The organism is uncultured Methanobrevibacter sp. (genome assembly GCF_947169325.1).
In the GTDB taxonomy this organism is placed as follows: Archaea; Methanobacteriota; Methanobacteria; order Methanobacteriales; family Methanobacteriaceae; genus Methanocatella.
Map to the genome: position 1 here is coordinate 1 of NZ_CAMVPN010000080.1, position 10150 is coordinate 10150.

At 39.4% G+C, this 10150-nt stretch carries 8 protein-coding genes and 1 pseudogene; all 9 read right to left on the minus strand.

The genetic code is table 11. The features are described 5' to 3' along the window. Positions 1–59: 59 nt before the first annotated feature. The 9 genes and pseudogenes from Q0W26_RS09775 to Q0W26_RS09810 all read right to left on the minus strand — a co-directional run bounded on the left by Q0W26_RS09775 (position 60) and on the right by Q0W26_RS09810 (position 10054). Positions 60–485: a 30S ribosomal protein S12 gene (locus Q0W26_RS09775; protein ID WP_067044341.1), complete on the minus strand. Its 426-nt coding sequence runs from the start codon at positions 483–485 to the stop codon at positions 60–62. A 329-nt stretch (positions 486–814) separates the two neighbouring features. After that, a complete protein-coding gene (locus tag Q0W26_RS09780) occupies positions 815–1246 on the minus strand; it encodes a NusA-like transcription termination signal-binding factor (RefSeq protein ID WP_298524587.1) in 432 nt (143 codons plus the stop codon). A gap of 6 nt (positions 1247–1252) precedes the next feature. Next, positions 1253–1552, minus strand: coding sequence for a 50S ribosomal protein L30e (locus Q0W26_RS09785; RefSeq protein WP_298521102.1), 300 nt, complete (start codon positions 1550–1552; stop codon positions 1253–1255). An 8-nt stretch (positions 1553–1560) separates the two neighbouring features. Next, on the minus strand, positions 1561–2751 hold the full coding sequence (gene rpoA2 / locus Q0W26_RS09790) for a DNA-directed RNA polymerase subunit A'' (protein WP_298524590.1): 1191 nt from the start codon (positions 2749–2751) through the stop codon (positions 1561–1563). Between the two features lie 8 nt (positions 2752–2759). After that, positions 2760–5579, minus strand: a complete 2820-nt coding sequence (locus tag Q0W26_RS09795; RefSeq protein ID WP_298524593.1) for a DNA-directed RNA polymerase subunit A' — start codon at positions 5577–5579, stop codon at positions 2760–2762. A 25-nt stretch (positions 5580–5604) separates the two neighbouring features. After that, complete coding sequence (gene rpoB, locus Q0W26_RS09800; protein ID WP_298524603.1) at positions 5605–7422, minus strand: DNA-directed RNA polymerase subunit B; 1818 nt, start codon at positions 7420–7422, stop codon at positions 5605–5607. 39 nt (positions 7423–7461) lie between these two features. Further along, positions 7462–7749: pseudogene (locus tag Q0W26_RS11935) on the minus strand (carboxypeptidase-like regulatory domain-containing protein); the annotation flags it as partial. Positions 7750–8032: 283 nt separating this feature from the next. Then, positions 8033–9577, minus strand: coding sequence for a DNA-directed RNA polymerase subunit B'' (locus tag Q0W26_RS09805; RefSeq protein ID WP_298524597.1), 1545 nt, complete (start codon positions 9575–9577; stop codon positions 8033–8035). 243 nt (positions 9578–9820) lie between these two features. Further along, positions 9821–10054: a DNA-directed RNA polymerase subunit H gene (locus Q0W26_RS09810; RefSeq protein ID WP_298524600.1), complete on the minus strand. Its 234-nt coding sequence runs from the start codon at positions 10052–10054 to the stop codon at positions 9821–9823. Between the last annotated feature and the right edge of the window lie 96 nt (positions 10055–10150).

Genomic DNA, 10150 nt, shown 5'->3' on the forward strand with positions numbered 1-10150 from the left:
CAACTTTTACTTCATCGAGATCCCATTTGTCGAATAATTTACTCATAAATATAACCACCTTATCTTACAGGTTTTTCTATTTTTCCACTTACCATTTCGGATAAAGCTACGTTGTTAACTTTGGAAACTTTCCAACGGACTCCAGGAATATCACCCATGGATCTTCCAGATGGTCCACCGATTCCTTCAATCATTACTTCATCGTGCTCATCGATAAATCCGATAGCGCCGTCACCTGGTGCGAAAGCAGTTAATTGTTTACCGTTTTTAATCAATTGAACACGTACACATTTACGGATAGCTGAGTTAGGCTGTTTTGCTTCTATCCCTACTTTTTCGATTACGATTCCTCTAGCTTGAGGAGCTCCTTCGAGAGGGTCCGCTTTTACGTCTAACCTTAAAGCTCTCCTTTTATAATCTACATCTTTCCACTTAAAATTTTGTCTATTCTTTTTAAGTTTTTTTGCAGCAAAAAGTCCTGGCATAATTTTTCCTCTAAATCTTTTTGTTAAAATACATATCTAAGAATCCACCGCTGCGATTTATACTATAGCCTATAGTACAATCTAAATTCTGAGATACAATCAGTAATAATAAATAATTAGATAAAATACATTATCTAAAAGAAGATATCTTGAAATGAAATTCAAAACTTTGACAAAAAGCACACATAGTCAAGTTATAAAAAAGTACAGATATCTTAAGATAAAATATATATTTCAACCTTTATAAAGGTATGTTTTTTTGCAGTGAAAATAAAATAAAAAAAGTATTTTTTAAAAAAATAAATTAAAATAAAATAGCTATGGAGAAGCTATTTTAAAATAATATTGTCAATATTATGTTGTCTATTTGCTAATAATTTAGCTCTTTCAATATTGATTCCATTCTTACCGATAGCAATACGTTTGTTGGTATTGTCTGCTGTGACAGTAGCTATTTTTTCGCCTGACTGTTTTTGACTAATCTTAACAGTTTGTAACTTTGCAGGGGATAAAACATTCTTAATAAATTGTATCGGATCATCGTCAAGTTCGATGATTTCGACTCCTTTATCTACTGCTCTTTGAACTTTAGATACGGAACTTCCCTTTTTACCGATGGCAAGTCCCATGTCACCATTCTTAACAACGAAAGTAACTTTTCCATGTTCATCATCGATAATGCAATCCTTAACCATTGCTCCAGTCATATTTTCGAAAAGAGCTATGAATCTAATCTCATTTGCACTTAATTTAATAGACACTTAAATCTACCTCAAATCGTCTAATATTGTAGAATCTCCTGGATCGTTTACGATTAATGTAGCAACAGTGAAAGGTTTACCACAAACAGAACCCAAATCTACACTAGTTCCATCATATACGATGAATGGAATTTCGGAAAGATTTGCATAATATTCAACATCTTCAAGAATTTCTTTAGGAGCGTTAGCAGCAACTACAACGAGTTGACCTTTTCCTAATTTTAAAGATTGAATTGATTTTTCAGAGCCTAAAGTCACATCACCAGTGTCGACAGCTACTCTGATTCCTCTATCTACGTCCATCATCTAGCCTCCTATTCATTTTTATAATCCATTTTGACACCGACAGAACCGGTACCAAGAGGTATTGGTTGTCCAATAATAATATTTTCGATGATACCTGTTAAATCATCCACTTCACCGCGAATACTTGCGTTGAGCAGATGTTTACCAGTTTCTTCAAAAGCTGCACGAGCTAATACACTTGATTTTTCACCACTGATACCATGTCTTCCGATGGATTTTACAATACCTTCTGAAGTCATGATGTCAGCAACAAGCATGATATGTCTTACGTCCACACTAAGACCCTGTTCTGAAAGAGTGTTTTGAGCTTCGTTGATAATAGATTGACGAGCAGCTTCAATACCTAAAACTTCACCGATTTCGTGAATGTTGTTTGTAGTGGTTCTTACATGGTCGATACCTTCCATGTCGAGGATTTCCTTGAGGTTGGATCCTTCTGTGTGGATAATCCATTCAACATCATCCTTACGGATAATGACCTTACCGATTCCTTTAATACCACTTATCTGCAAATCACGAACCTTGTCTGCTAAAAGACGAAGTTCACGTATTTCGAACTTGGAATCAGACTTGTCTGATTTGTTAGGGGAAATTGTGATTGTATCATTTGAAATAGTAGATTTCTTGAAAGTCTTTTGAATGATAGCTTCAATTTCTTCCCTGTCAAGTCTTTTCTCTTCAATTTTCCTATTATCCAGAACCGCTTCCACTTCCATGGTACCGTAGTTGAGGTTGAAGTCGGAGAGAATGTCGTTTACTGTACTCTTACCGATTTTGTTTGCCAGGGTTCTGACAAATTCCTCGTCATTACGTCTTTCCTCATCAAAGTAAATGTCCATGGTTGGAGTAGCGATTTCTTTTCTAGCGTCAACAATCTCAATGAGCCTTGGAAGACCCAATGTTACGTTTAACTCAGTTACCCCTGCATAGTGAAAAGTACGCATAGTCATCTGAGTACCCGGTTCACCAACAGATTGTGCAGCTACTGTTCCAACAGCCTCACCAGCTTCAACGTGAGCTCGGTCATAGGCAGCCTTGAGCTTTCTAATAAGCTCATTTAATTCATCATCAGTTAAGTCTCTACTGATATAAGCTTTAGCTAAATCTTCGATATAACTATCTGGAAAAGCTATATCAAGATTTTCTTCTTCATTGAGTTGAGCAATATCATCTTTTATTTTGTTTATAACATCTTCCATAGTTACACCTACTTAGCAGCACTTTTATTTTTAACCCTTATCTCATCAATGAGCTTGTTCAAGTCTGCAGGTTTACCGAAGTCTGATTTAGCAGGGTCAACACCATCTTCACCGAACATGGTTTGGATAACGTTGCCTTGGTTGTCTGTAACAAGTCCGGTTGTCTTAACCTGCAAGTCCTGCAAAGCATTTACAAGTCTTCTTTGCATGTAACCGGATTGCGCTGTACGAATCGCAGTATCTACAAGACCTTCTCTTCCACCCATTGCGTGGAAGAAGAACTCAATTGGGTCAAGACCTGATTTGTAACTTGAGTGTACAAATCCTTTCGCTTTAGCCCCTAACTCACCTTTCTTGAAGTGAGGCAGGGTTCTGTTGAGGTATCCCCTTTCGATACGTCCACCCCTAACCGCCTGTTGTCCTACACAAGCAGTAATCTGAGTAAGGTTCAGCATGGATGCCCTTGCACCAGTACGTGCCATTACTACGGAGTGGTTTTCAACAGCCATCACGTGGTCGTATGGGTCTTCAGGATACTGTTTACCCATGGTAAGGTAGTTTTCAGCAATGCTACCGGACATGTCCCTAGCTTCCCCGAGAACCTGCATGATTTTCATCTCTAAAGTCTCTTCAAGGCTTCTACCAGGCAAAGCTTGGAGATATCCTTCTTCATAAGATTGAACAAGCATGTCTACTTCTTCCATCTTTTTGTCCAAGTGCTCGTTAATACGGGCTTGAGCTTCCTCAGGAATTTCCTCATCGTTTAGGGAAGTGGTAATTCCGGTTTTCATGATTCCACAGATAGCAAGGTCAGTTGATCTGTCCAGGAACTCTTTAGCTCTTCCAGGACCGTACTCCTTAACGATTTTATCCAGGATTTTACCTGAGAATGAACCGTATGCGGATTCGTCAATTGCACCCTGTGTGAGGATACCGTTTTTGATTACGACATAACCGTCCTGTGCAGGGTAAATTCCATCGTATCCGACGATCCTTTCAAGACCTGTTTCCTCATCAACTTCAGTGATTTCTGATTTGCCTTTAGCAATCTCAGCACCGTACTGCAAGTTCAGGTCATTTGGTAAAAGCAATGAGAATAATTCTTTACCTGTCCACTTATCTCCTTTGTCCTTGAAGATGTATGATTCTTCATCAAAGTCAGGATCATATTTCAAAATCCACTGGTTGGATTTGAATGGTGGAATCTGCAGGTGTGATTTGCGGATAATCTGCAGTGCTTCCTCTTCTGTGAATTCAACTCCGTCCCTTGTCAGGAGATATGCTCCGGAAATGTGGTCGTGAATAGCACCGATAATAGGTCCACCGAACCTTGGAGATAAGATGTGTTCCTGAACACGCATCAGTGATTTCGCTTCAGCACGTGACTCGTCTGTCTGGAAAACGTGCATGTTCATTTCGTCCCCATCGAAATCCGCATTGTATGGAGGACAAACACATAGGTTAAGTCTGAAAGTTTTGTAAGGCAATACCCTTACTTCATGAGCCATCATACTCATTCTGTGCAAGGAAGGCTGCCTGTTGAACAGCACCATGTCACCATCCTTCAAGTGTCTGTCGATGATGAATCCAGGTTCCAGCTGTTCCAGGATGAATTCCTTGGTCTCTTCAGTGACTCTTCTTTTTGTATTGCCGTTTCTTACATAGTTTGCACCTGGGTGGATGTCAGGACCGTTTTCTATGTAGGTCCTCATCTCATCGATGTTCCACTCGTTTACATAAACAGGCACGGTAACTTCTTTTGCAATCATTTCAGGTACACCGACCTCGTTGATACTGATGTTAGGGTCTGGTGAAATTACTGTACGTGCAGAGAAGTTTACACGTTTACCGGAAAGGTTGGAACGGAAACGTCCTTCTTTTCCTTTGAGCCTTTGTGTCAATGTTTTGAGAGGTCTTCCGGACCTGTGTCTTGCAGGAGGAACACCAGATGCTTCATTATCAAAGTAAGTGGTAACGTGATATTGCAATAGCTCCCATAAGTCTTCAACGATCAGTTGTGGAGCTCCTGCTTCCATGTTTTCAAGCAGACGCTGATTGATTCTTAAGATATCAACGAGCTTGTGAGTCAGGTCGTCTTCTGACCTTTCCCCGGTATCGAGGGTAATGGATGGCCTTACGGTTACAGGAGGAACCGGAAGTACGGTTAAAACCAACCATTCAGGTCTTGCAACTTCTGAGTTGACTCCCAAAATGAAAGCGTCTTCGTCTGTGATTTTTTCAAGTCTTTCACGAACTTCAGACGGAGTTAATTTGTAATCTCCCTGACGGATTGTGACAGGCTTGTCGAGAATTATAGCTTCCTGAGGTGCGCCACAGTGAGGACAACAGTATTTCAGGTCAATCTCTTCGTCGTCTTCAGGCATGGCTTTCAATTCCCTTTTAGCGGATTTGTAGACATCCTTCAGGATATTGTTGATGCTTTCCTTGTTGCCCATTGCTTCGCGTATCCTTTCTTCGTAAAACTCAATCTGTTCGTCGTTTAAAAGAATACGGCCACAGTCGTTACAGGTTGAACGCAGGATTTTATGGATGACATCACCAAAACCTACGTGAATGACAGGTCTTGCAAGCTCAATACTACCGAAGTGACCTTGACAATCCCCACCTTTAAAACCGCAAGTCCTACATACTAAACTTGGGTCGATAATACCTAAACGAGGGTCCATTAAACCTTTTTCAATAGGAAAACCATCATCCCCATAAGTATCCGGATATTCGACAGTAACAACAGACATCTTACGAATATCCTCAGGAGACATTAAACCAAAGTTAATTTGCTCAATTTTTTTAATATAATGATCTGTCATATATTGGCTCCTTTAATAAATCTGATTATGCTTTGTCTCCTAAAACTAATTTAGGGAAAATACATAAACTCTTGAGTTCGTCTAATAATAATTTAAATGCGTATGATATTTCTACAGGATAAGTTTCCACATCTCCACAGATAGGACAGTATTTCTTGTTTTTGTTCCTATCAAATACGGCAAGCATTCCACAGTTTTCACAGACAATAGCTTCGTATTTGTCTGATTCATCTAAAAGTCTTTCTTTCAGGGTCAATGCTGCACCGTGTGCAATAAGACAGTCTCTTTCCATTTCCCCGAATCTTAAACCACCTTCACGTGCCCTACCTTCAGTAGGCTGACGTGTAAGCACTTGTACAGGACCTCTGGAACGAGCGTAGACTTTGTCTGTAGTCATGTGGTGTAATTTCTGATAATATGCAACTCCAACGAAGATTTCGGCATCGATTCTTTCACCGGTTACACCGCTGTATAAGGATTCACATCCTGCAGATTCGAATCCGTGATTGATGAGTTGCTGCTTGATTTCATCTTCCAAAGCCTGGTTGAACGGAGTTGCGTCAACTCTTTGACCTTCAAGACAGCCTGCCTTACCTGCAACCATCTCAAGCACCTGTCCGATGGACATCCTTGAAGGAATAGCGTGAGGGTTAACGATTAAATCAGGCACAACACCGAATTCTGTAAATGGAATGTCTTCAGGAGATAATATTAAACCGACAACCCCTTTCTGACCGTGCCTTGATGCGAATTTATCACCAAATTCAGGCTGCCTGGTATCCCTTACTCTGATTTTAGCTAATCTTGAACCTTCGACGGTTTCTGATAAAAGCACTGCATCGACAATACCTTTTTCACCGTGCCTTACGGTTACTGAAGTTTCCCTTCTTCTGTCTGCAACAGTACCGAAGTCCTCTTCAAGGAATCTTGGAGGTGAAGTCTTACCGATTAATACGTCACCGGATTCCACATAGGATTCAGGGTTTACTACACCGTCTTCATCAAGGTTTCTGTATGCCTCTTCAGACCTGTATCCCTTGATGTTTTTGTCAGGCACTTCAAATCTGTCAACCTGACCACCGGCATACCTTTTTTCTGAAGTGTCGTAAGCTCTGAAGAATGAAGATCTTGCAAGGCCTCTTTCGAGAGCACCTTTGTTGATGACCATTGCATCCTCCATGTTGTATCCTTCATAAGACATCAAAGCCACAACGAAGTTCTGACCTGAAGGCCTTAAGTCATAATTAGTTGAATCGATAATACGTGTTTTTACGATTGGAGTTTGAGGGTGATGCAAGAGGTGTGCCCTTGTATCAGTACGTAATGCATAGTTGGAAACATATAAACCTAAAGCCTGTTTTGTCATACCCGCTTCCATTGTGTTCCTTGGTGAGGAGTTGTGGTCTGAGAACGGAATGATTCCTGCACAGATACCTAACATGGTAGCAGGGTCGATTTCAAGGTGAGTGTGGTCCTCATTCAAGTCAGCTAAGGTCATTGCAATGTATGAGTTTTCCTCTTCTTCGGCATCGAGGTATTCAATGAGGCCTTGAGCAATCAAGTCGTCCCATTTCAGTTTTCCGTTTGCGACTTTGTTTAAATGCTCTTCTTTTAAGAGAGGTTCTCCTTCTTTAACGATGATCAATGGCCTTCTTGCCCTACCCGGGTCATTGAATATGTAAATTTCATCATTGTCTTCGTAATAGGTAATGTTCATTTCATGGGAAACGAGTCCTGCCCTTCTTTTTTCCCTCATTTCCTGAGTGAATTCTTCAGGGTTGGTACAGGTTCCTAAAAGTTCACCGTTAATGTAGATTTTGGTCTTTTTGCCAGGAGGAGTGATATTCTTAAGGGTTACGAATAACAGGTTTTCACTGTCATCTACAGTGAAGACATCCACATCAGTGAGATATTCCAAAGCCTTGGTTTCAACAGTATAGTTTCCTTCAGGAACGTTCTTGATTGTACATCCTCCTGCACTGCCGGTAGTTCCTGTGAATTTGAGGTCTTCATTGGACAGTTCTACACTGGCGGCCTGAACAGGTTTGTCCATTTCATCACTGACTGAAACTATAATGTCATAGGTTTGAACCTTTTCAGTTTCGGGTTCATCGATTTCAGTTTCTTTTTTAACTTCTTCAATAGGTTCTTTACCATCAGCTTTTACCATGTCTCCCTCAGAAGGTTCGCTTCCATCGGTTTCGGATGGTTCACCATTATCTGAAGAATTAGTATCTTTTTCTTGGAGATATTCCTCAATAATTGTGTATTTAGTATTAATTTCCTTTAAGCGAGATTCTTTAACTTCTTCATCTTCTTCGTCATTAGCGTCCTTAATGAACTTTTTGTATACTGGTTTAACTTCTTTTAAAGGAACTTCTTCATCAAATCCAAAGAATTCAAAGGCTTCTTTTACTTTATCTTGTTTTTTTCTTGCCAAACATCTCACCTCCCTAAATCAACTCAACATCCATATTTTCAATAACATTAATAATCTCTTGTTCATCTGAACCTTCGGAAATGTTACACATTAAAGCCAAGTTCTTTACCAAACCACAGTTAGGTCCTTCCGGAGTTTCGTTAGGACAGATTTTACCGAACTGTGTTGGATGCAAGTCTCTTGCTTCGAAGTGAGGTTGGCTTCTTGTTAACGGAGATACAACACGTCTCAAGTGGGAAAGTGTACCCATGTAACTGGTTCTGTCTAAAAGCTGACTTACACCAGCCCTTCCACCTACCCAATTACCGGTAGCGATAGCGTGCTTGATGTTTTCAGTCAACACGTCACTACGTACAGCCTGTTTGATGGAAAGTTCCTTACCTCTTGAAAGGCTTCTTTCAAGCTGATAGCTCATGTCTCTTGTCAGGTTTGTGAATGCAACTCTGAACAAGTCTTCCATCAAGTCACCGGAGACTCTAAGTCTTTTGTTGGTGTAGTGGTCCTTGTCGTGAGGTTCTCTTCTTTGCTCAATAACTTCAAGTAACATTTCAGTCATTTCAGCCAAATAAATAGCTTTGTCATAACATTTTTCTTCTTCTGTACCCATATGAGGTAAGAGATAACGGTTTATGACGTCTTTTGCACGTTTAATACGATAATCTTTAGGCATGTTTTTAGCTACTCTGTTACCAATGTATTTGATAGCAGCATTCTGCATGTATTCCCTTCTCTCTTCAATACTCATTCCATCCATTTCATTTTGATCCAATTTCAATGCTTCAAGGGACACTTGAATATCGTCCGCTATCATCATTTGGAAGTTGTTGTCGTCTGAAATTTTTGTAATGATTTCTTCATCTGTAGCTAAACCAAGCGCTCTTAATAAGATAACCAGTGGAATTTCTCCCGGAAGGTATGGGAATGAAATCCTTAAGAAAACTCCATTTTTACGAGGTTTTTTGTATTCCAAAGTAATTCTTGCTCGGAAACCACTTTTGATTGAAGTGACGACTGCTTTTGCGTGTCTTTCTTCAACTTCCCCTAAACGTTCGAGGATAATTTTGTTCGGAGCAATCTCTTCCATAGTAACTACAGCCCTTTCGGAACCGTTTACGATGAAGTAACCTCCCAAATCCTGTGGGTCTTCATGTTTTTCCACCAATTCTTCAGCACTTAAACCATTAAGATGGCAGATATCTGATTTAAGCATAACAGGCAATTCACCAATGTACACTTCTTCCAAAGGATTGTCTTCCCCTTCTTCATTCAATGCCATTTCAAGGTACATGTCTGCTGAATAATTCAGGTTCCTAAGCCTTGCTTCAGTCGGATCGATTTCACTGCTTGATCCGTCTGCTTCTTTATTGGATGGCTTTTCAATACGTACTTTACCAGTTTTCAAAGTGTATTTGCCGTCATCCAATGTAATAGGTTCAGTAATATCGATGATATTTTGAATCCTATTGTTTACAAAATCGTTGTATGACTTGATGTGGTGATCAACCAAATCATACTTATCAAAAAATGCATCAACTAATTTCCAGTTATTCTCTGTCATGGACATCCTCCAGCATTACGTAACGCAATAAAAATAATAAATAAATAAAAAATAACAAACACTAGGATAAACCTAATTACTAATTCATTTAATCATTATTCTTAATTTACTCATAACTATCTCCTTTAAGATAATTCCTCTCAAACTAAGTTCAAAATTTATTATAATGAATTTCTAAAAACAAAAAAATACAGAAATTATACTATATTAAATTCACTTCTAAGATTATATTAAAAACTAATATTATCCTTCTACGATTCTATAGGTAACAAACACTCCAGCAGTTTGGCTTTCACGAGTGATTCTTAAAACATTACCTGGCTCAGCACCTATCACTTCCACAACAGGATCATCAGCCCTTATTTTTGGAAGGTCTTTAAAATCATAGTCAACATCACTAAATTCTTCAGAAATTTCTTCTTCAGTCATGATTTCATGCTTTGGTACGAGCATATGGTCTTGAATATCAATTTTCAAATTTTTTCCTCCAGATAGAAAAGTTAAAATATAAAATTAGAAACAGGCCTGACGGGAATTGAACCCGCGGCCGCTTGGTTAAAAGCCAAGCGCTCT

Coding starts and splice junctions, on each gene's coding strand:
- Q0W26_RS09775 (WP_067044341.1), bottom strand. CDS start 485: ATGCCAGGACTTTTTGCTGCAAAAAAACTTAAAAAGAATAGACAAAAT.
- Q0W26_RS09785 (WP_298521102.1), bottom strand. CDS start 1,552: ATGATGGACGTAGATAGAGGAATCAGAGTAGCTGTCGACACTGGTGAT.
- rpoA2 (WP_298524590.1), bottom strand. CDS start 2,751: ATGGAAGATGTTATAAACAAAATAAAAGATGATATTGCTCAACTCAAT.
- Q0W26_RS09795 (WP_298524593.1), bottom strand. CDS start 5,579: ATGACAGATCATTATATTAAAAAAATTGAGCAAATTAACTTTGGTTTA.
- Q0W26_RS09805 (WP_298524597.1), bottom strand. CDS start 9,577: ATGACAGAGAATAACTGGAAATTAGTTGATGCATTTTTTGATAAGTAT.